Consider the following 22,248-nt stretch of genomic DNA (forward strand, 5'->3'; position numbering starts at 1 on the left):
CCTATAAAAAAAGATTGACTTAAATCAATTTAATATTCCTTATATACAATTTTACCATCTAAAGTTTTTAAGAACTCCACTATTTCTTCTATCTCTTCTTCTGTAAAAATCTGTCCTAGTTGATATTTACCCATAATTCTCACAGCTTCTTTTAACTCTTTTATTTCACCATTATGAAAATACGGAGCAGTTCTTACAACATTTCTCAAACTTGGTACTTTAAATTTTTGATCATTATTTAAGCCCTTAAATCCACCTGTGTTTTTAAAAGGAAAAGAGTTATCCTTTACTACAATCTCAGGTAAAAAAGAGTCCTTACTTTTAATTAATTCAAGAGCTAACCATTCATTCCACCATGAATGTAAAGGAAATTTTTGAATACTTTGAGAGCCAATTGTAAGTCCAGCATGACAACCTTTGCATCCTCGTGTAATAAATATACCTAATCCTTTTTTTGCTTTTTCGTTAATAGCACTATCATCTCCATCTAGATAATCATCAAATGCTCCCCTGGTAACTAAAGTTCTTTCATATGCTGCAATAGCATTTACTATATTCTCAAAATTAACTTCTAAGTTTTGTGATTTTAAAGATTTTATATAATTTTTATTTTCATTTATTCTTTTTACTATCTCTTCTTTACTCATATTCATCTCAAAACTTGCCTGAATTGGTCCAGAGGCTTGCTCTTCTACATTTTTTACTCTTCCATCCCAAAATTGTCTAAAATATAAAGATGAGTTTAATACAGTTGGAGTATTTAAATGGAAAGGATTTTCCTGAAAAGTATCTCCCAAAGCTGTTGGAAGGTTGTCTGCCCCACCATCTTTTAATACATGGCAAGTAGAACATGAAATATCTCTATTTTGAGATAAATTTTTATCATTAAAAAGTTTTTTACCTAAAGTGATTTTTTCTTTAGTGAGAGGATTGTTTGGATTTATGTTTGTTAATTTTATGATTTCATCATAAGTTTTTGGCATGGGAGAAAAAGATCTAAGTGCAGCAGTTCTAAGCTCGCTATCATTTTCAAATGTTTTTAATTCTCTTGGGAAAAAATTAGGTAATAAAGTAATTAACCCATATACTAAAATACCTACAATAGCAATTATACTTACTTCAATTACTTTTTTCATTTATTAAAAAAATGTTTTATCCAAGCTATCTCTTTTTCATCATTTAAAATAATTACTGAAATAACTTTTTTATTATTATCTACAACTTCTAATCTATTATCTTTTAATTGTAAATGATCTTTCCCCCACTCTTTATCTAATTCATCTACTCTTTTAAATACTTCAGATGCAGGTGGCTTTTCTTTCTCTCCGGTTTCTTTGTATTTAATAGTAAATCCACTCATACTTGGGTCTAACACATATTTAAAGTGTGGTTTTAATAAATTATAAACTCTTTTATTCTTTTCTTGGGGAATTGCGTCATTAAAAGATATATATCCTATTACAAAAAATCCTATAAAAAATCCTAATAATAGTAAATTACTAACTCTTTTATTCATCTTATCTCCAATTTATATGTAATTCATTTTTATTTAAATTAGTCTAACAAAATAGATGTAGATATTCATTAACATACATCAAGAAAAATTAATTATTTTAATAAATTTATATCAAAAATCTATTCCAAAAAAATTGTTTTAAGTCAATGTGAAAAAGTTTTTTAGTTGTTATAATTTTCTAGTTTTAAAAAAAGGCATTAGTATGAAAGATGAAATTTTATTAAAAATACAAAAAAGCTTTCCACTGGTTGCAAAACCTTTTGAAGTACTTGCAAATGAATTAAATATCACAGAAAATGAAGTAATACAAATACTTCAAGATGCCAAGACAAATAATATTATAAGACAAACTTCAGCAATTTTTGATACAAAAAAACTTGGTTATCAATCTTCACTTGTAGCCTTTGAAATTGATAATGATAAAATTGATGATGCTGTTAAGATTTTAAATTCACATCCAGGAATTTCTCATAACTATGAAAGAAACCATAGCTTTAATATTTGGTTTACAATGGCTGTCGCACCTGATTCAAGTTTGGGTTTAGAACAAACGATAAAAATATTGTCTAAATTAACAAAAGCAAATGATTATATTATTTTACCAACTCTAAAACTTTTTAAAATTTCTGTTAAATTAGATACAACAAATAAAGAAGAAAAAAAAGAAAAAATTAAAAAAAGAGATTTTAAAGAACTTGAACTAACTCCTTATCACTACGAGATTATTAAACTTCTTCAAGAAGACATTGAGTTTATAAGTGAACCCTTTAAATTTATCATTGATAAACTAAATATTACGTATGACGAGCTCTTTTGTATTATGAATGATTTTATAGAATCTGGAGTTATGAGAAGATTTGCTTCTATTTTAAATCATAGACATGCAGGATTTAATGCAAATGCAATGGTTGTTTGGGAGATAGATGAAAATAATGCCATAGAAATAGGTGAAGAAGCAGCTAGTTTTTCAGCTGTAAGTCATTGTTATTTAAGACCCAAATATAAGAATTGGAAATATAACCTTTTTACAATGATACATGGAAAAACAAATACAGATACACAAAATACAATTGACTCTATTTCAAAAAGTATAAATTATAAATCAAATATGGCGTTGTATTCTTCAAGAGAATTTAAAAAAACAAGAATTAGTTATTTCTCTAACGAATTTTCTAAATGGGAAGAAAAAAATCAAAAAGGAATCGCATGAAATTTTTAGAATTGGAAGCTGCATATTTAGTTATTGCAGTTTTTATAATGATTGTTACTATATATGTAACAACAAGACCTTTTATGGCAAAAAGTGCTTTTAAGATAGGAGTTATTGGAGTATTTATTATTTTATCTATTTTTATTGGTTTACACTATTTTATTACAACAAATAGAATGGCAGAAGTAAGCGATAGATTTACTTCTGGAAAACCAGTAATATGTGAAAATAAAATCCAAAGAAAAGCAGAACAGTCTGTTATAATTTCAAAAGACTTAGGATGGTCACTTAAAGATGATATCTTTACAAATCCACAATATAGTAGAGGTTTTCATTCAGCAAGATGTATAAGTCTTTATACAAAAGAATTTCCAAAACCTACAGAATAATCAAGATGTTAAGCCTTAGCTTAACATCTCAAATCCCTCTTCTACATTTTTAGCCTTTTGTGCTGTGACCAATAATAAAGAGACATTAAGTTTTACTAGTTTTAGTAACTCATCACTTGGATTATTGATTGAATCTAAAGACTCTTCTAAACTTATTCTATCCCAAGATTTTTTATATTTTACTCCAAAATATTCGGGGTCAATTATATATTCTTTTATTGTGTCATTATCATTTATCCAATATTTACATTTTGAAAAAATTTCAGGTGTGCCTTCATTTCCTTTTACTATTACTAAATGTTTATATCTAGAAGCAAAAATATCATTATATTTATTTACATATGGTTTATGAAAAGCAGAAGTTATTGCATATTCAGAATTTGCAGGATTAAGAAGTTTTTCTAAGGTATTAAAAGCAGTTCTAAGTCCTAAAATATTTCTTATTTCACTTAAATCACTTAATTCTTTAAAATAATCTTTTCTATCAAAAAAATATATATTATCATCTAGTTTATGATTATTTGCTATATCTTTTACAGTAATACCATGTTTTGCAGGCTGTAAATAATCTCCACTTAATACAATATTTAAATCAAATTTCTTAAGATATTTTCCAAATAAAGGGAAAAGATAAGGGTTATCAGCTTTTCCATCATATGGGTAGCCAAGTTCAATTGAGTTTGGGACATCTACTTTTTTGATATATTTATCAAATACATTTAAGGAAGACTTTAATTCTTCATTTGTCTCCAATCTCACTCTCCAACCAAGTAAAAAAGAAGCAATCTGTTCTGTTTTAGGATTTTGTTCTAATATTTGTTCCATACAATCTAGAATCTCATTTTCTGTTAATTCTCTATTTGATTTAGGCCCAGTACCCACTGCTCTTATATAATTGTGGAAAGTCATGACTACTCTTTATTTAGATTTTTATACCACTCTATCTGTAAATAAATTTTATTTCATTGATTTAAAATAATAGGACAAAAACTGTCCTTAATTTAAACTTATTCTATTTGACTAAAGTCAAAGATTATGTAAATTTTAACAGTTAGAATTACAGTGTTAGTAATATGAATTAAACTTTTTAAAGGAGATACAATGACGCTATCAAGAAGAGAGTTTTTGAAAAGCTCAGCAGCAGCAAGTGCTGCAGCAGCGATTGGTATGAATGTACCAACATCTGTTCAGGCAAAAGCAAATGAAGCCGAAGGTGGCTGGAGATGGGATAAAGCAGCATGTAGATTTTGTGGTACAGGTTGTGGAATTATGCTTGCTACTAAAGGTGGTAAAATAGTTGCAGTTAAAGGTGACCCAGCAGCACCAGTAAACAGAGGACTTAACTGTATTAAGGGGTACTTTAATGCAAAAATTATGTATGGATCAGATAGATTAAAACAACCACTTCTTAGAGTTGGTGCAGATGGTAAATTTGATAAAAATGGTAAATTTGCTCCAATTTCATGGGAAAGAGCTTTTGATGAGATGGAATTTCATATCAAAAAAGCTTTAAAAGAGAAAGGTCCTGAAGGAGTTGGTGTATTTGCAAGTGGTCAATATACTGTTATGGAAGGTTATGCAGCTCAAAAAATGATGAAAGCTGGATTTAGATCAAATGCAATTGATCCAAATGCAAGACACTGTATGGCAAGTGCTGTTGTTGGATTTTATCAAACATTTGGAATAGATGAGCCAAGTGGTTGTTATGATGATATTGAACTAACAGATACAGTTGTATCATGGGGTTCAAACATGGCAGAGATGCACCCTATATTGTGGTCAAGGGTAACTGATAGAAAATTATCAAATCCTGAGAAAGTAAAAGTTATCAACTTATCAACATATAGACATAGAACTTCTGATTTAGCTGATACTGAAATTATTTTTAAACCAAATTCAGATTTAGCATTATGGAACTATATTGCAAGAGAGATAGTTTATAACAATCCAGAATCTATTGATTGGGATTTTGTTAAAAAACATATTATATTTGCAGCAAGTCCTGTAAATATGGGTTATGGAATGAGAAGAACTGGTGAAAAATCTCTTGAAGAGGGTAAATATACAGCAAAAGAGATGGAAACTATCTCAAAAGAGATGCAAAAAGTAGTTTCAGCTGATGAAGCACCAGCCTTAGCTCCTTATGGATATAAAGAGGGTGATATGATGGTTAACAAACCAGCTGGATTAAAACACTGGGAGATATCTTTTGAAGAGTATAAAAAATTCTTAGAACCATACAATGCTGATTATGTAACACAAGTTTCAAAAGGTAATCCTGATGAATCTGATGAAGACTTTAAAAAGAAAATCAAAGAATTAGCAGACCTTTATATTGAAAAAAATAGAAAAGTAGTGAGTTTCTGGACTATGGGTATGAACCAACATACAAGAGGAACTTGGGTAAATACTTTAGCATATAACGTTCACTTTTTATTAAATAAACAAGCAAAACCAGGTTCTGGTGCATTTTCACTAACAGGTCAACCATCTGCTTGTGGAACTGCAAGAGAAGTTGGAACATTTGCACACAGATTACCAGCTGATATGATGGTAGCTAATCCAAAACATAGAAGTATTTCTGAAAAAGCTTGGGGAATTCCACAAGGAACATTAAATCCAAAAGGGCATCAACACATCATGAAAATCCATAGGGATTTAGAAGATGGTTCTATGAAATTTGCTTGGGTAAATGTTTGTAACCCATACCAAGATACAGCTAGTGCATCACATTGGATTAAAGCAGCTAGACAAATGGATAACTTCATAGTTACATCTGATGGATATCCAGGTATTTCTGCAAAAGTATCTGATTTGATTTTACCATCAGCTATGATTTATGAAAAATGGGGAGCTTATGGAAATGCAGAAAGAAGAACTCAACACTGGAGACAACAAGTATTACCAATAGGTGATGCTATGAGTGATACTTGGCAATGGGTTGAATTATCTAAAAGATTTACTGTAAAAGATTTATGGGGTGAACAAACACTTATAAGTACTGGTGGGAAGAAAAAACTTCCTAATGTAATTGAAGAAGCTAAAAAAATGGGATATACAGAAGATACAACTATGTATGAAATCCTATTTGCAAATGATAAAGCAAAATCTTATAAAGCAAATTTAGATGATCCTATCCAAGCAGGTTTTGATAACTCTGAAGTTTTTGGAGATAACAGAAATGTTGTTGGAAGTGATGGAAAAGTATTTGATGGATATGGATTCTTTATTCAAAAATATCTATTCGAAGAGTATGCAGACTTCGGACGAGGACATGGGCATGATTTAGCTGATTTTGATACATATCATAAAGTAAGAGGACTTAAATGGCCAGTTGTTGATGGAAAAGAGACACAGTGGAGATTTAATGTTAAATATGATCCATATGCAGCACATGCAGTAAAAAAAGATGGAACAAATAACTCACATGCTTTCTATGGAACACTTGCAAAAGCACTTCCATATGGAGATTTAAAAGGTGTAACTAATAAAGAGAAAAAACCTTTACCAAACAAAGCAAAAATATTTGCTAGACCATATATGGATGCACCTGAAATGCCAGATGCAGAATATCCAGTATGGATGAGTACAGGTAGAGTATTAGAACACTGGCACTCAGGAACTATGACTATGAGAGTTCCAGAATTATACAGAGCAGTTCCAGAAGCATTATGTTATATGCACCCTGAAGATGCAAAAAAATATGATGTAAAACAAGGTGAGTTGGCATGGGTTGAATCTAGACGTGGAAAAGTAAAAGCTAGAGTTGAGACAAGAGGAAGAAATAGACCATCACGTGGTTTAGTATTTGTACCTTGGTTTGACGAAAAAGTATTTATCAACAAAGTTTGTGCTGATTATACTTGTCCACAATCAAAACAAACAGACTTTAAAAAATGTGCTGTAAAAGTTTATAAAGCGTAAAAGAAGAAAAAATGAATAGTAATAGAAGAGAATTTCTTTTAAAAAGTGCAAGAACGGCAGGACTTGTCTTCCTTGGTGGTCTTATTTGGAGTGCATATGTTGATGAAGTAACTGCCTCTAAATTAATACTTAGACCACCAGGTGCTTTAAATGAAAAAGATTTCTTATCGACATGTATCAAATGTGGTTTGTGCGTAGAGGCTTGCCCATTTGATACACTAAAATTAGCAAAACCAGGTGATAATAAACCTCTTGGAACTCCTTTTTTTACACCAAGGGAAGTTCCTTGTTATATGTGTACTGATATTCCATGTGTCCCTGTTTGTCCAACTGATGCTTTAGATGAAAAGCTTGTTAGTACAAATGGAGAGCTTGATATAAATATTGCACAAATGGGTGTTGCTGTTATTGATAGCCAAAGCTGTATTGCTTTTTGGGGTATTCAATGCGACGCATGTTATAGAGCATGTCCAATTTTGGGTCAAGCTATTACTATTGAATATGAAAAAAATGATAGAACAGGGAAACACTCTTTTATGAAACCAGTTGTCCATGCAGATGCCTGTACAGGATGTGGGTTATGTGAAAGAGCTTGTGTAACTGAAAAAGCAGCCATTTTTGTCCTACCTAGAGAAGTTGCACTTGGACGTGCAGGTGATTATTATGTAAAAGGTTGGGATAAAGAGGACCAAAAAAGAGTTAAAAATGCAAAAGAGATTAAGACAACAACAGAATTAAGCAAAGATACTGCTATTGATTCTTTAAATGATATGAAAGGTTTATTAGATGATTAATTTTATTTTAAAAAACCCTTATCTTATTTTAAGAAGATTGATACAAGTTTCAATAATGGCTTTATATATTTTAGCAAATGCATATGGAATTACTATTTTACAAGGGAATCTAAGCTCATCATTGTTCTTGGAAACAGTTCCTTTAAGTGATCCATTTGCTGTTTTACAAATGTTTTTTGCAGGTGCCTTAATATCAACAAATATACTAGTAGGTGCATCAATAATAACACTCTTTTATTTTTTAGTTGGTGGTAGAGTTTTTTGTTCATGGGTATGTCCAGTAAATATAATAACTGATTTAAGCTCATTTATTAGAAGAAAACTAGGATTTGATACTATACAAAAAAAACAACCAGCTAGTAGAAATATGAGATATTGGGTTTTAGCTCTTACCCTTGTACTTTCAACAATCTTAGGATTGGGTGCATTTGAATTTATTTCACCAATATCTATGGTTCACAGAGGTTTGGTTTTTGGTCTTGGATTTGGTTGGGCTGCAATGCTTATCATTTTTCTTTTTGATCTTTTTGTTTTAAAAAATGGATGGTGTGGACATATTTGTCCTCTTGGTGGATTTTATTCACTTGTAGGAAAATATAGTTTTCTAAGAGTTGATCATAATCATGATAAGTGCACAGAGTGTATGAAGTGTAAAGAAGTGTGCCATGAAAATCAGGTTTTATGGATGATTAAAAAAGAGTCTATTCCTGTGTTGTCTGGTGAGTGCACTAATTGTGCTAGATGTATTGAAGTTTGTGAAGATGACGCTTTAAATTTTTCAATAATCAATAGATTTGCAAAAAAATAGGAGAAAAAAATGAAAATTACTAAAATAGCTTTAGGGTTAGCAACAGTAACTGCAATATTTGTTACAGGTTGTACAATAGCTCAAAAAACTTATTCTGAAGAGTCTTTAGGATTAAGAAAGGTAGATATTTATACTGAAAATAGTATTGTTCCAGATAAAACAGACTATACAAAACCTGCTGCTGGAGCATCAACAAAGATTGATAGAGCATTTGAAAATGCTCCTCCAATGATTTCACATGATGTTGAAGGAATGTTACCAATAACAATAAATAATAATCAATGTATTGTTTGTCATGACCCAGCAGTTGCAGCTTCTATGGGAGCAGTTCCAGTTCCATTGACTCACTTTACAGATTTAAGACCGCAAACTTCTTTAAATGAAAATGGTAAAATAGTAAAAGAGGGAAATGTTGTTGATAATACAAGTGATTTAAAAGTTCCAAAACAAAAAGAACTTGCTCATTTAGCAGGTGCAAGATTTAACTGTACTCAATGTCATGCTCCACAATCAGATACAAAATTGATTGTTGAAAATAATTTTGAAGCTGATTTTAGAAAAGATGGTGATAACAAATCATCAAATTTAATAGATAATATCAATGAAGGTGTTAAATAACTTATGAAAAGAAGAGAGCTATTTAGCTCTCTTGCTTCATCATTTAAAAATGAAAAGCAAGAGAAAGTAATACGTCCACCATATTATGATGATGAAGAACTCTTTTTAAAAGAGTGCATTAAATGTGAAGGCTTGTGTGCTGATGCTTGTGAAGTGAATATAATACTTATTCAAGATGACAAAACTCCAAAATTAGATTTTTCAAATAGTGGCTGTACATTTTGTGATGAGTGTGCAAAAGTATGTCCTAGTGAAGTTTTAAAACTTGAGTATAAAAAAAATATTAGTGCAAAAGTGGAAATAAATGTTTTAGAGTGTTTAAGTTGGAACCAAACTATGTGTTTTTCTTGTAAAGACCCATGTTTAGACGATGCAATAACTTTTTTAGGAATGTTTAGACCTGAGATAAATGACGCTTGTACTTCATGTGGATTTTGTTTAAAAGTTTGTCCAACAAATGCAATTAAAATAGGATGAAAATGAATATTTTAAAGATTTTATTTATACTGTTTTTAATATCTTCATTAAATGCCAATGAAGTATTGCCAACAAAAAGAGTTGATATAAGTGCAGGAGCAACTGACTTAGTAATAAGTGATAATAAACTATATGTATCAACAAAAGCAGGTATTGTAAATATTTTTAATTTAAATGATTTTAAGCTTCTATCAAATATTGCTATTGCCAAAACAAAAGACTTTATGGGAGAGATAAGTGATAGTAAAATATACTCCATAGATGTTTTAAAGGATAAAGTTTTAATATTATCTCAAGGTCAAAAAGGTGCAAGAAGAATTGATATTTTTCAAAATCAAAAATTGATTAATATTATTTCTGATGAAAAAAGATTGTTTATTGCCCAAGCAAAATTTATAAATGAAAATGAAATTATATTTTCACTTTTAAGTAATGAACTACTCTTATATAATATGAGTACAAAAAAGTTTATCTACAATATACAAGTTAGTCAATCAAAGTTTTCATCTTTTGCATTAGATGAAAATAAAAAGAGAATTATAATTGCAGATGAAAGTGGAAACTTAAAACTATATGATGTTCAAAATGGAAATTTGCTAAAAACATATAAAGGCCAAAATCTAGATAATGTATTTCAAGTTGACTTTAAAAATGATAAAATACTAACAGCAGGGCAAGATAGAAGAGCTGTATTTTATTCAAAACTTGACACGTATTATAAAGAATCAAATTTTTTAATTTATTCTTCTGCTTTGAATTTTGATGGATCATTAGGAGCCTATGCTTCAAATGAAAACAGTGATGTAACTATTTTTGATACATCGTCAAAAAAGAATTTATTTAAATTAAAAAAAAATAAAATGACACTTACTAAAATTTTATTTATAAATAACAATGAAGTTTTAGTTGCAAGTGATGATAAAACAATAAATTATTATAAATTAAAGGAATAAAATGAACATTTCAAGTATTGTAGTTCAAACACTACCAAAATTTTTAGATACAGTTTTAGAAGAGATAAAAAGTTGTAAAGCCTGTGATTATCATATGCATGATGAAAAAGGAAGAATTATAATTACAATTGAAGGTGAAAATGTAAACCAAGAGTTAGAAAAGCTAAGAGTAATAGAAGCAATTCCACATGTAATAAGTGCTGATATGCAAATGGCATATAGTGAGGATGAACTTAATGAAAATATTGATGTTCTTAAAAACTCTGATGCTGTTCCATCTATGTTAAATGATGAAAATAAAGATCCAAATAAAATAATTTATAATGGAGATTTAAAGAAAAAAGATATCTATGGGTTTGCAAAACACTTAGAAAATAATAAATAAAGACTCTTCTTTTACCAAATTAAAATAAATTATTTTAATTTTCTACATAGCCCTAAAGCTAGGAATAACCCTCTATCTTATATAAAAAAAGTTTAATTAAATTAACCTTTTTTTATATTATTTAAATTTATTAAAAACTGGTTAAAAAATATACAGCTTTGCTATTCTAATGCTACGTAATTCATGTAAAATTTTCTTTGACTCAAATAAAATACAAAAGGATTTGAAATGAAATTACTAAAGACGCTATCTCTAAGTGTTGCTGCTATTGCACTTGCAACAACTGTATCATCTGCTGATACATTAGAAACAACAATGAAAAATGGTAAATTAAGCTGTGGACTAAATACAGGTCTACCAGGATTTGCATCTCCTGACTCATCTGGAGTTTGGAAAGGATTAGATGTTGATATTTGTAAAGCTGTTGCAGCTGCTGTTTTAGGTGATGCATCAAAAGTTAAATATTCTCATTTAAATGCAAAAGAGAGATTTACGGCATTACAAAGTGGTGAAATTGATGTATTAGCAAGAAACACAACTTGGACTGCAACTAGAGATACTTCATTAGGTTTAAACTTTACAGGTGTGAACTATTATGATGGTCAAGGTTTCTTAGTTTCAAAAAAACTTGGTGTTAAATCAGCTAAAGAATTAAGTGGAGCAACTTTTTGTATTCAAGCAGGAACTACTACTGAACTTAACTTAACTGATTATTTCAAAGCTAATAAAATGGAATATACTCCTATTACTTATGATACTTCTGCACAATCAATTGAAGGTTTTGAAGCTGGTAGATGTGATGCTTTAACTTCTGATGCATCACAATTATATGGATTAAGAACTACTCTTAAAAATCCAGATTCAGCTATTGTACTTCCTGAAATTATTTCAAAAGAGCCTTTAGGACCTGTTGTTAGACAAGGTGATGATGTATGGTTTAATATCGTTAAATGGACTCAAATTGCAATGTTAAATGCTGAAGAATTAGGTGTAAACTCTGCAAATGTTGATGAAATGTTAGAGAGTAAAAACCCAAATGTTCAAAGATTACTTGGTGTTACTGGTGATATTGGTAAAAACCTTGGATTAGATCCTAAATGGGCATACAATGTTATTAAACAAGTTGGTAATTATGGTGAATCATTTGATAGAAATGTTGGAAAAGATTCTCCACTTGGAATTGCTAGAGGATTAAATGCTCTATGGAAAGATGGTGGGCTTCAATATGGAGCACCTATTAGATAATTAAAGTTTAATACTTACAAAAAACTATTTAATAGAAAAAAAGGGGAAGTTATTCTTCCCCTTTTTTGATTATAAGGTTAAAAGATGAATAAACACAAAAAAAAAGTTCAACCTTCCGTTGCTTTTTATAATAACCCAGACAATAGAGCAATAATTTATCAAATAATTGCGCTTGCAGGTATATTTTTATTTACATATTTTGTTTTAAATAATATGTTTATAAATATAGAAAAACGTGGGATTAATACAGGATTTGATTTTTTAGGTGCAGAAGCAGGATTTGGTATCATAACAACGCTAATTCCATATGATGAATCTGATTCACATGGTAGAGTATTTATTATAGGTATTTTAAATACACTTTTAGTATCAGGAATTGGTATATTCTTTTCAACAATTATTGGATTATTAGTTGGGATTGGAAGATTATCAAAAAACTACATGGTTGCTAAACTCTCTTTAATTTATGTAGAGACTTTTAGAAATATCCCAATATTGCTACAAATCCTATTTTGGTACAATGTTGTATTAGCCGCACTCCCAGGACCAAGACAATCTATGTCTTATTTAGATGCATTTTTCTTAAATAATAGGGGATTATATATTCCAAGACCTATTTTAGAAAGTGGATTTAGTTTTGTCATCGTAGCTTTTATTCTAGCAATAGCAGCTGTTTTTTATCTTGCTAAATGGTCAACAAAAAAGCATGATGAGACAGGTGAAGAATTTCCAATTTTTTGGATATCTTTAATTATACTAATAGCAAGTCCTTGTCTAGTATACTTTATAGCAGGTACTCCTGCATCATTAGAATATGCACAACTACAAGGTTTTAACTTTAAAGGTGGCTGGAGTCTAACCCCAGAACTTTTAGCTCTATCTTTTGCCCTTAGTATTTATCCAGCAACTTATATAGCAGAAGCTGTAAGAGCTGGAATTGAAGCAGTTCCTAAAGGTCAAAAAGAAGCAGCAAGTGCATTGGGACTTAAAGACTACATAATCTTAAGAAAAGTTGTTCTTCCTCAAGCACTAAGAGTTATTATTCCCCCTGTTATTAATCAATATTTAAACTTGATGAAAAACTCATCTCTTGCAACAGCGATTGGTTATCCAGAACTTGTAACAATATTTGCAGGAACATCTCTTAATCAAGTTGGTCAAGCAATAGAAATCATTTTAATGACAATGGCTGTATATTTAACTATTAGTATTGTTATTTCTTTAGTAATGAATATTTTTAATGCAAAAATGCAAATAAAGGAGAGATAATGGCAACTTATAAAACACTACAAGCAAAACCAGCTCCTTTAGGAGCTAAAGGTCCAATAAAATGGATAAGAGAAAATCTTTTTCCATCAATAACTAGTTCTATTTTAACTATTTTGTCTCTTATGTTAATCATGTACACTCTTCCACCTCTATTAGATTGGATGATTTTTGATGCTACTTGGAGTGGAACAAAAGAAGAGATTACAAAAGATGGTGCAAGATGGATTTTTATTTATGAAAAATTTAACCAATTTATTTATGGATTTTATCCAGAAGATTCCTACTGGAGACCAAATCTTATATTAGTTCTTTTTGTAGCTTCAATCATAGGATTTAAAAAAATTGCAAATATAAAAATTAAAGCAGCCATTGTACTTTTATTTCCAATAATTTCTTTTATATTAATCTATGGAGGATTTGGACTTGAAGTAGTTCCCACAACCAAATGGGGTGGACTATTACTTACTATTGTTGTAGCTGCTGTTGGTATTGTTGTTTCTTTTCCTATAGGGATATTATTTGCACTTGGTCGACAATCTAAAATGCCAATAATTAAAACAATAAGTGTAATGTATATTGAGTTTATTAGAGGGGTACCTTTAATTACCTTACTATTTATGTCTTCTGTTATTCTTCCTCTATTTTTTCCAGAAGGTATAACTTTTGACAAGTTATTAAGAGCATTGATTGGTATTACACTTTTCCAAGCTGCGTATATTGCAGAAGTTGTAAGAGGTGGTTTACAGGCTATTCCTAAAGGGCAATATGAAGCGGCTGATTCAATTGGACTTTCATATTGGCAAGCTATGGGAATGGTTATTCTTCCACAAGCACTTAAAATTTCAATTCCAAATATTGTTGGTTCGTTTGTTGCTTTATTTAAAGATACAACCCTTGTACTAATTATTGGGTTATTTGATGTTTTAGCAATGGTAACATTAACAACAACTGATCCAAATTGGTTAGGATTTGAAACAGAAGGTTATGTTTTTATAACCATGCTTTATTGGATTATTTGTTTTAGTATGTCGAAATACGCACAATCAGTAGAAAATAGATTTAATACTGAACATTAATAAAAATAGGAAAAGATTATGAGTAATACGGATTATATGATAGAAATGACTAATGTTAATAAGTGGTATGGAGATTTCCATGTACTAAAAGATATTAATTTAAAAGTAAAAAAAGGTGAAAAAATTGTTATTTGTGGACCTTCTGGTTCTGGAAAGTCAACAACAATACGATGTATGAATAGACTAGAAAGCTTTCAAGAGGGTGAAATGTATGTGGCTGGTTTAGAGTTAACTGAAGATGTTAAGAGAATTAGAGAGATAAGAACTCATGTTGGAATGGTTTTTCAACATTTTAATCTTTTCCCTCATCTTTCAATTTTAGAAAATCTTATTTTAGCTCCAACTTGGGTAACAAAAATACCAAGAAAACAAGCAATTGAAACTGCAATGTATTATTTAGAAAGAGTTAAAATTGCAGAACAAGCACATAAGTTTCCAAATCAATTGTCAGGTGGGCAACAACAAAGAGTTGCAATAGCAAGATGTCTATGTATCAATCCTGATATTATGCTATTTGATGAACCAACTTCTGCACTAGATCCAGAGATGATTGGAGAAGTTCTTGATGTTATGACAGAACTTGCAGAAGAAGGTATTACAATGGTTTGTGTAACACATGAAATGGGATTTGCAAAAAAAGTAGCAGACAGAGTTATTTTTATGGATGAGGGACAAATTGTTGAAGAAAATACTCCAACAGAATTTTTTGATAATCCTCAATCTGATAGATTAAAACTATTCTTAGAGCAAATTTTAGATCATTAATAATTAGACTTCTTTTTAGTAGCAAATACTTTTTCTTATGAGGTATTTGCTATTTTTAATTCTTAGCTTAGAGCCAACCAAACTCCTATTCCTATCATCATAGAACCGGCAATTTTATTTAAAAGCTTTACATTTGAACTATTTTGTAATAGCTTCCTAAGTGTACTTCCTCCACTTGCATAAATAATCAAGCAAGAAAACTCCAATAAAAGTATAAGAAATATTAAAACACTAAGCTGTGGCATATAAGGTAACTTTTCATCTATAAAAGGTGGCAATAATGCAATAAAAAAAGCCCAGCCTTTAGGATTTGCTATTGCTGTTACAAAGCCTTGAATTGCAAGATTTTTTTTTGATACATTGAAACTACACCCCTCTAAATTTAAAGCCATTTTACCACGAGATAACCACATGGTTATTCCTAAATAGATTAAATATGCTCCTCCACAATACTTTAAAATAAGAAAAATAGTTGGATTTGTAAGCATTATTGTTGCAACACCAATTACTGATGATATTGCAACTAAAGCTACACCCAAAAGTTCCCCTGCCATCATATACATTGTTTTTTTTAAACCAATACTCATACCCATACTTAAAGATAGAGTCATGCACATTCCAGGAGTAATAGATACAAAAAAGAAAGTTGGTATGAAAATTGCTAAAATTGATAAATTAATATACTCTAAAATTAGAAATCCTTTTAAAAATTATACTCTTATTATATTACTTAATCTAAATTTTCAATTACTTCTTTAAGAGTACTTACAATTGTTTGAATATCATCTTTTGAAACAATAAATGCTGGAGATAAAGCTATAATATCACCACTAGCTCTTACTAATAAACCTTTTTTATAACACTCTTTAAATACTTTATCACCTCTTACTCCAGCTAGACCATTTTTAGCACTAAAATGAATAGCTCCAACTAAACCAAGGTTTCTAATATCAATAATCTTATCAGAGCCTTTTAATGTATGTAATTGCTCTTGCCAATAGGAAGAGATACTGGCAACTTTTTCAAATAATTTTTCTTCTTTATATGCTTTTAATGTAGCAATTCCTGCTGCGCAAGCAATGGGATGTCCAGAATATGTATATCCATGAAAAAACTCAATTGGAGTTTTACTATTTTTCACAATGCCATCATATATTTTGTCACTAGCAACAACTGCTCCCATTGGAATAGCCCCATTTGTAAGACCTTTTGCCATTGTCATAATATCAGGAGTTACACCAAACTTTGTAGAAGCAAAAGCTTCTCCTAATCTTCCAAATCCCGTAATAACCTCATCAAAAATCAATAAAATATCATTCTCTTTACAAATTTGGGATATTCTTTCTAAGTAGCCTTTGGGTGGGACATGAACTCCTGCAGAACCTGCAACTGGTTCCATAATTAAAGCTGCAATATTTTCTGCCCCATATATATTAATAGTATCTAATAAAGCTTCTGCTTTATTGGCACCATGTTCTGGAATACCTTTTGAAAAAGCATTTTTTTCTATATCTAAGATAGTAGGAATATGTGCCACTTTAAGTAGATTGTTGTAGTGTCTTTTATTATTTATTAATCCTCCAACTGAAATACCACCAAAGTTTACACCATGATAAGAGTGTTCTCTTCCTAAAATCATTGTTTTACTGCCATTGCCAACTGCTTTGTGATAAGCTAGTGCCATTTTTAATGCACTTTCAACTGATTCTGAACCTGAGTTTGTGAAAAATACATGATTTAAATCTTCTGGTGTTATTGAAACTAATTCATTTGCTAATTCTAGTTCTAAGTCATTTCCAACTTGAAAGGCTGTATTGTAGTACATAGTTTCAGCTTGTTCTTTAATTGCTTCAACTACTTTTGCATGATTATTTCCTAAATTACAACACCATAATCCAGAAACTGCATCTAAGATTTTTTCACCTTTATTAGTATAATAATACATACCATCAGATTTTACAAATATTTTTGGGTCTATATTAAATTCTCTATTTGCAGTAAATGGTTTCCACAATACTTTTCTATCTATCATTTAACTTCCTTTTAAATCTATCTTTTATTTGTAAATATCAAATAGTATAAATGCAAATAAATCATTAAAAATTATATTTAGTTTGATGATAGGAAATGTAATATTAAAAAATGTTGAAGCAAGATTTTTACTTGAAATATAAGAGCTAATTGGAAAGTTGTTCTTTATAAAAGAGTAAGAATTTCTTACTCTTTTATATTTAAAACTTGTATTCTAAACCTGCATAAATACCAGAATAATCTAAATTTAATTTTTCATCAGACTCAATTTCAACTTCTACATCTTTTGACATATAACCAGTTTTTAAACTCAAGCCCTTTACTTGTGGAATCATAATATTTAATCCAGCATAATATTCTGTATAATCTCCATAACTACCAAATGTCATAAAGGCACCTTTTGCTTCAACTGCCATGTACTCTAATATATCGTATCTAATATTTATTACAGCAGTAGGAAGAGGTGCCGTCTCATCAAATGATTCATTAATACCAGTTGTGATTAAACTTGTTTCTAAATCTATAATATTTAAATCAAGTCCTCCCGAGATATTTAATTTATTTTCAAAAAATGAATCAAACTTATATCTATAACCTAACTGGTACCAATTTGTTTTGAGTTTAGTTCTTACAGAAGAAGAGACTGCATAAACTTTATTATTAAAGGTAATGTTTCGTGATAATACTGATGTCTCATCATAAGAGCTTGTTTCATAATTGAATAGAAACTTATGCTTTTTATTATCTGTAAGATAAGTCAATGTTGGCTTAAAACTTGTTTTTGTATCATCTAAACCTAAGTCCTTTTTTAAATCAATTTTTGTTCCTTTATATTGAACACTTCCTCCAACATCAATTTTTTGTACACCTAATTCTAATCCAAATTCACCTGCCATCAATTGCGAAGAGACACCAGCAGCTAAAATTCCTGCAAATAGTTTTTTTGTCATAGGCTATCCTTTAGTTTAATATTAAATAAATATTAACATAATTATATAAAATATCAAAAAAAGTAAGAAAAAATATAATTTATGGTGAGTTTTTATAGGGCTTTGAGAATAATAATTATTAAATATTTTAAGCAGGTAACAGGAGGCTATTATTACAAAACCTCCTATTTAGTTAAATCCATTTACATATATTTTTTTAAAACATCAGGAATAGTAATTGTTCCATCTTCATTCTGATAGTTTTCCATAATAGCCACAAGTGTTCGTCCAACAGCTAATGAAGATCCATTTAACGTATGAGCTAAGATATTTTTTTTACCATCTTTATATCTTATTTTTGCTCGTCTTGATTGGAAATCTCTAGTATTTGAAATAGATGATATCTCTCTAAATTTTCCTTGTCCTGGTAACCAAACTTCTAAGTCAATTGTTCGTGTAGCACTAAATCCTAAATCTCCAGTACAAAGCATAACTTTTTGATGAGCAAGTCCAAGTGAAGTCAATAAATCACTTGCACATGAAACCATCTTTTCAAATACTTCTTCACTTTGCTCTTGTGTAGTAATAGCTACCATCTCTACTTTATCAAACTGATGTTGTCTTATAAGTCCTCTTGTATCTCTTCCTGCACTACCTGCTTCTTTTCTAAAACAAGGAGTATAAGAAGTCATAAGATAAGGTAACTCTTCTACGGGTATAATTTCATCGTTATATAGATTTGTCAGTGCAACCTCAGCAGTTGGAATCAAATATAAATCTTCACCCTCAATTTTAAATAAATCATCACCAAATTTTGGTAATTGACCAGTTCCTTGAAGTGCGTTAGTATTTGCCATAAATGGAACATACCACTCTTCAAATCCTCTCTCAGCATTAAACTTAAGCATATAGTTAATAAGTGCTCTCTCTAATTTTGCAGCTTGTCCTCTCATAGCTGTAAATCTTGATTTTGCAAGTTTTACACCTCTTGTAAAATCAAGTGTTCCATTACTCTCACCTAAGTCCCAATGCTCTTTTGGCTCAAAAGAAAAACTTGGTTTTTCACCAATAGTTTCTAATACAACATTTTCATTTTCATCTGCACCATCTGGAACATCACTATCTGGCATATTTGGAACACCTAAAATAACAGATGAAAGTTCTTCTTCTAAAACTCTAACTTGCTCTTCTAGTATTTGTTTTTCATTTTTAAGTTTATTGATATTTTCTTGTAAAGGTGCAATATCTAGCCCCTCTTTTTTATATCTTCCAAAATCTTTAGATAGAGAGTTTTGCTCAGCAGTAACATTTTCCATCTCTTGTCTTTTTGCTTTTGCATCAACTGAAAGAGCTTTTAAATTATCTAAAATATCTTGGCTAACACCTTTTCTATTTAAGGCTGTAGCAACTTCATCAAAATCTTTTTGTAATAGTTTAATATCAATCATTTCTCTACTTTTTTCATATATTTTCGCGAATTATAACGAAAGTTATCTACAAATCTAATTTTTTATCATTTTCTAATTACATTTTATATAAAGTTATTTAATACAAGGATGATTTATGAAATATGCTTTTTTAAAAGTTTCCATTCCAGTTTTACTTCTAATCGTCGCAATGTTTGTCATAACTTCAGAATTTATTCAACCAGCTCCTGAAAAAAAGCTCACCATTGCAACTGGTTCTAAAAATGGCAATTATTACAAAGTAGCCCAAGAGTATAAAAAACTTCTAGAAGAAAATAAAATAGAAGTTACTTTAATAAATACAGAAGGTTCAGTTGAAAATATACAACTCCTAAAAGACAAAAAAGTAGATATTGCTTTTGTTCAAAATGGAATATTAAACTCAAAAGAAAAAGATATTGAGTTTTTAGCAAATATCTATTATGAGCCTTTGTGGATATTTTATAAAAATGATAAATATACAATTGATTATCTAATCCAACTAATAAGTAAAAAAATATCAATTGGAGCCCAAGGAAGTGGCACTAAAGATTTAGCTACAAAGCTCTTAAATGATAATGGAATTACCAATGAAAATAGCACAATTTTAACTTTAGGAACAGATGAATCTAAAAAAATGCTTTTATCTGGAAAAATTGATGCTATGTTTATGGTTACATCCCATGATTCTGCTACAGTAAAAGAGTTACTTGAAAATCCTGATATAAATATACTAAGTATAAAAAGAGCTAAAGCTTATGGTCAAAAATATGGATTTATGGAAGCTTTAACTCTTCATGAAGGAACACTTGATTTATATAAAAATATTCCAGATGAAAATATAAATTTACTCTCAACTAGTGCAAACTTATTAGCAAGACCCGATGTTCCTTCAGAATTAATTAGAATCTTTTTAAAACAAGTAAAAGAAGTGCACAAAGAAGAGTCTCTTTTTTCTAAAGAAAATCAGTTCCCAAACTTATTAAATACTACTCTTAAAATTAATAAAGAAGCAAAACAATACTTCACAAAAGGTGATACTTGGCTAGAATCAATTTTCCCATATTGGATTGCTTCAAATATTGATAGACTAAAACTTTTATTAATACCTTTGTTAACTTTAATGTTTCCATTATTTAAAGGGGTATTCCCTCTGTATCAATGGAGTATGCGTTCAAAAATATTTAGATGGTATAAGATTTTAAATAACATTGACAAACAAATAAACACAGCCACATTTGAAGAGTTAGAAAAATTTAGTAAAGAACTAAAAGAATTAGATGTAGAGATACAAGAAGAGACAAAAGTTCCCCTGTCATATATGGGTGAATATTATGACTTGATGGTTCACTTAGAACTAATCCAAAATAAAATTGAAAGTAAGTCAAATCAAATCCAAATCAACTATTAGATATAATTCGTAAATTTTTTATAAGGACTAAGATTTGAGAATACTTTCAGGAATACAACCCTCAGGAATTATTCATATAGGTAACTACTTTGGAATGATTAAAAAAATGATTGAATCACAAGATGATGGTGAACTTTTTGCCTTTATTGCTTCATATCATGCATTGACAACTGTAAAAGAAAAAGAGCTTTTAGAAAAAAATATCTTTGAAGTAGCAGTAAACTTTTTAGCACTTGGAATGGATCCAGAAAAATCAACATTTTGGGTACAACACCATGTAAAAGAGGTACTAGAGTTATACTGGCTTTTATCAAATCATACATCTATGGGATTACTTGAACGTGCTCACTCTTATAAAGATAAAACAGCTAGAGGAATACAAGCAAACCATGGGCTTTTTTCATATCCCGTACTAATGGCAGCAGATATTTTAGTATATGATTCAAATATTGTTCCAGTGGGAAAAGACCAAATTCAACATGTGGAGATGACAAGAGATATTGCAAATAGCTTTAATAATCACTACAAAACTGATATCTTGTTATTGCCACAAGCAAGAGTTGATGAGATAGTTGCAACGGTTCCTGGAACTGACGGAGCTAAAATGTCAAAATCTTATGGAAATACAATTGATATGTTTGGAGATGCAAAAACAATCAAAAAACAAGTTATGGGAGTAGTAACTGATTCTAAAGGATTAGATGATGTAAAAGATCCTACAACTTGTAATATTTATAAACTTTGTGAACTATTTATGAACCAAGATGAATTAGCAGAACTTAGACAAAGATATGCAACTCCTGGTGAAGGATATGGACACTTTAAAATGAGCCTATTAGATAAAATCAATGAGCATTTTGAACCATATGCACAAAGAAGAGAAGAACTTTTAAACAATCCAAAAGAAGTACATGAAATACTTGCATTTGGGGCTGAAAAAGCTGGCAAAATAGCAAAAGCTAAAATGGAAAAGATTAGAGATATAGTAGGACTTTAAGATTTA

General features: G+C 29.8%; 22 protein-coding genes. 15 read left to right on the forward strand and 7 right to left on the reverse strand.

The window, feature by feature from the left end; translation table 11 throughout:
- Positions 1-29: 29 nt before the first annotated feature.
- Complete coding sequence (locus tag Q0617_RS01620) at positions 30-1,136, reverse strand: cytochrome c peroxidase (protein ID WP_298749758.1); 1,107 nt, start codon at positions 1,134-1,136, stop codon at positions 30-32.
- The gene (locus tag Q0617_RS01625; protein ID WP_298749760.1) at positions 1,133-1,516 is read right to left on the reverse strand and encodes a hypothetical protein; all 384 of its coding nucleotides are present in this window, start codon (positions 1,514-1,516) and stop codon (positions 1,133-1,135) included. The genes Q0617_RS01620 and Q0617_RS01625 overlap by 4 nt, the downstream gene beginning before the upstream one ends.
- 202 nt (positions 1,517-1,718) lie before the next feature.
- Here Q0617_RS01625 and Q0617_RS01630 point away from each other — a divergent pair, with 202 nt between their 5' ends.
- Together Q0617_RS01630 and Q0617_RS01635 are read left to right on the forward strand one after the other, a co-directional pair.
- Positions 1,719-2,726, forward strand: coding sequence for an Lrp/AsnC family transcriptional regulator (locus Q0617_RS01630; RefSeq protein WP_298749762.1), 1,008 nt, complete (start codon positions 1,719-1,721; stop codon positions 2,724-2,726).
- Complete coding sequence (locus tag Q0617_RS01635) at positions 2,723-3,115, forward strand: hypothetical protein (RefSeq protein WP_298749764.1); 393 nt, start codon at positions 2,723-2,725, stop codon at positions 3,113-3,115. The genes Q0617_RS01630 and Q0617_RS01635 overlap by 4 nt, the downstream gene beginning before the upstream one ends.
- Before the next feature lie 15 nt (positions 3,116-3,130).
- On the opposite strand, the gene Q0617_RS01640 is transcribed toward Q0617_RS01635, so the two are convergent.
- Entirely contained in the window at positions 3,131-4,024 is an 894-nt protein-coding gene (locus Q0617_RS01640) for a glycosyl transferase (RefSeq protein ID WP_298749766.1), read from the reverse strand.
- A gap of 192 nt (positions 4,025-4,216) precedes the next feature.
- Here Q0617_RS01640 and napA point away from each other — a divergent pair, with 192 nt between their 5' ends.
- The 11 genes from napA to Q0617_RS01695 all read left to right on the forward strand — a co-directional run bounded on the left by napA (position 4,217) and on the right by Q0617_RS01695 (position 15,429).
- On the forward strand, positions 4,217-7,039 hold the full coding sequence (gene napA / locus Q0617_RS01645; protein ID WP_298749768.1) for a nitrate reductase catalytic subunit NapA: 2,823 nt from the start codon (positions 4,217-4,219) through the stop codon (positions 7,037-7,039).
- Between the two features lie 11 nt (positions 7,040-7,050).
- Complete coding sequence (gene napG, locus Q0617_RS01650; RefSeq protein ID WP_298749770.1) at positions 7,051-7,833, forward strand: ferredoxin-type protein NapG; 783 nt, start codon at positions 7,051-7,053, stop codon at positions 7,831-7,833.
- Positions 7,826-8,641, forward strand: a complete 816-nt coding sequence (gene napH / locus Q0617_RS01655; protein WP_298749771.1) for a quinol dehydrogenase ferredoxin subunit NapH — start codon at positions 7,826-7,828, stop codon at positions 8,639-8,641. Before napG ends, napH begins: the two co-directional genes overlap by 8 nt.
- 9 nt (positions 8,642-8,650) lie before the next feature.
- A complete protein-coding gene (locus Q0617_RS01660) occupies positions 8,651-9,259 on the forward strand; it encodes a nitrate reductase cytochrome c-type subunit (RefSeq protein ID WP_298749773.1) in 609 nt (202 codons plus the stop codon).
- Between the two features lie 3 nt (positions 9,260-9,262).
- Positions 9,263-9,736, forward strand: coding sequence for a ferredoxin-type protein NapF (locus Q0617_RS01665; protein WP_298749775.1), 474 nt, complete (start codon positions 9,263-9,265; stop codon positions 9,734-9,736).
- A gap of 2 nt (positions 9,737-9,738) precedes the next feature.
- Positions 9,739-10,689, forward strand: coding sequence for a WD40 repeat domain-containing protein (locus tag Q0617_RS01670; RefSeq protein WP_298749777.1), 951 nt, complete (start codon positions 9,739-9,741; stop codon positions 10,687-10,689).
- Between the two features lies 1 nt (position 10,690).
- A complete protein-coding gene (locus tag Q0617_RS01675; protein ID WP_298749779.1) occupies positions 10,691-11,074 on the forward strand; it encodes a chaperone NapD in 384 nt (127 codons plus the stop codon).
- A 228-nt stretch (positions 11,075-11,302) separates the two neighbouring features.
- The gene (locus Q0617_RS01680; protein ID WP_298749781.1) at positions 11,303-12,319 is read left to right on the forward strand and encodes an amino acid ABC transporter substrate-binding protein; all 1,017 of its coding nucleotides are present in this window, start codon (positions 11,303-11,305) and stop codon (positions 12,317-12,319) included.
- Between the two features lie 84 nt (positions 12,320-12,403).
- Entirely contained in the window at positions 12,404-13,588 is a 1,185-nt protein-coding gene (locus tag Q0617_RS01685) for an amino acid ABC transporter permease (RefSeq protein ID WP_298749783.1), read from the forward strand.
- A complete protein-coding gene (locus tag Q0617_RS01690) occupies positions 13,588-14,664 on the forward strand; it encodes an amino acid ABC transporter permease (RefSeq protein ID WP_298749785.1) in 1,077 nt (358 codons plus the stop codon). Before Q0617_RS01685 ends, Q0617_RS01690 begins: the two co-directional genes overlap by 1 nt.
- Before the next feature lie 36 nt (positions 14,665-14,700).
- Positions 14,701-15,429: an amino acid ABC transporter ATP-binding protein gene (locus Q0617_RS01695; RefSeq protein WP_366517896.1), complete on the forward strand. Its 729-nt coding sequence runs from the start codon at positions 14,701-14,703 to the stop codon at positions 15,427-15,429.
- Between the two features lie 62 nt (positions 15,430-15,491).
- Here the strand turns inward: Q0617_RS01695 and Q0617_RS01700 are convergent, their stop codons facing one another.
- The 4 genes from Q0617_RS01700 to serS form a co-directional block, all read right to left on the reverse strand.
- Positions 15,492-16,121 (reverse strand): LysE family translocator, encoded by a 630-nt coding sequence (locus tag Q0617_RS01700; protein WP_298749941.1) that lies wholly within the window; start codon positions 16,119-16,121, stop codon positions 15,492-15,494.
- A gap of 38 nt (positions 16,122-16,159) precedes the next feature.
- Entirely contained in the window at positions 16,160-17,461 is a 1,302-nt protein-coding gene (locus tag Q0617_RS01705; RefSeq protein ID WP_298749789.1) for an aminotransferase class III-fold pyridoxal phosphate-dependent enzyme, read from the reverse strand.
- Between the two features lie 199 nt (positions 17,462-17,660).
- Complete coding sequence (locus Q0617_RS01710; RefSeq protein ID WP_298749792.1) at positions 17,661-18,410, reverse strand: hypothetical protein; 750 nt, start codon at positions 18,408-18,410, stop codon at positions 17,661-17,663.
- Between the two features lie 182 nt (positions 18,411-18,592).
- Positions 18,593-19,837 carry a serine--tRNA ligase gene (serS, locus tag Q0617_RS01715; protein ID WP_298749794.1) on the reverse strand — a complete coding sequence of 415 codons (1,245 nt, stop codon included), beginning with the start codon at positions 19,835-19,837 and terminating at the stop codon, positions 18,593-18,595.
- A gap of 115 nt (positions 19,838-19,952) precedes the next feature.
- Between serS and Q0617_RS01720 the strand changes: the two genes are divergently transcribed.
- Positions 19,953-21,245 (forward strand): TAXI family TRAP transporter solute-binding subunit, encoded by a 1,293-nt coding sequence (locus Q0617_RS01720; RefSeq protein WP_298749796.1) that lies wholly within the window; start codon positions 19,953-19,955, stop codon positions 21,243-21,245.
- Positions 21,246-21,279: 34 nt separating this feature from the next.
- Positions 21,280-22,242, forward strand: coding sequence for a tryptophan--tRNA ligase (gene trpS, locus Q0617_RS01725; RefSeq protein ID WP_298749798.1), 963 nt, complete (start codon positions 21,280-21,282; stop codon positions 22,240-22,242).
- The last annotated feature ends 6 nt before the right edge of the window (positions 22,243-22,248 follow it).

This window comes from uncultured Arcobacter sp., from assembly GCF_937982575.1.
Classification (GTDB): Bacteria; Campylobacterota; Campylobacteria; order Campylobacterales; family Arcobacteraceae; genus Arcobacter.